Genomic DNA, 214 nt, shown 5'->3' with positions numbered 1-214 from the left:
AGTTTAGATGCCGCTTCATTAACAGCCGGCAATAGTATAAACGCATCCACAGGGGAGGTTACCTATGTAGCAGGTTGGTCAGGAAGCACAACAATTACAGCAAGCGCTGCAGGATGTAACGGTCCTGCTACCACTACACATGTAGTAACAGTGACCCCGACAGTAAGTATTGCAGCCTTCAGTCCAGCAACTTCAACCCGTTGCCAAGGAGCAG

Annotated in this window: 1 protein-coding gene; it reads left to right on the top strand. The window is 49.5% G+C overall.

Annotated elements, in window-relative coordinates; translation table 11 throughout:
• A partial coding sequence (locus WFZ86_RS20345; protein ID WP_342693645.1) for a hypothetical protein occupies positions 1-214 on the top strand: 214 nt, incomplete at both ends.

The sequence above is a fragment of the Flavobacterium polysaccharolyticum genome (assembly GCF_038739875.1).
In the GTDB taxonomy this organism is placed as follows: Bacteria; Bacteroidota; Bacteroidia; order Flavobacteriales; family Flavobacteriaceae; genus Flavobacterium; species Flavobacterium polysaccharolyticum.
This window is presented reverse-complemented; position numbering and strand designations above follow the sequence as displayed.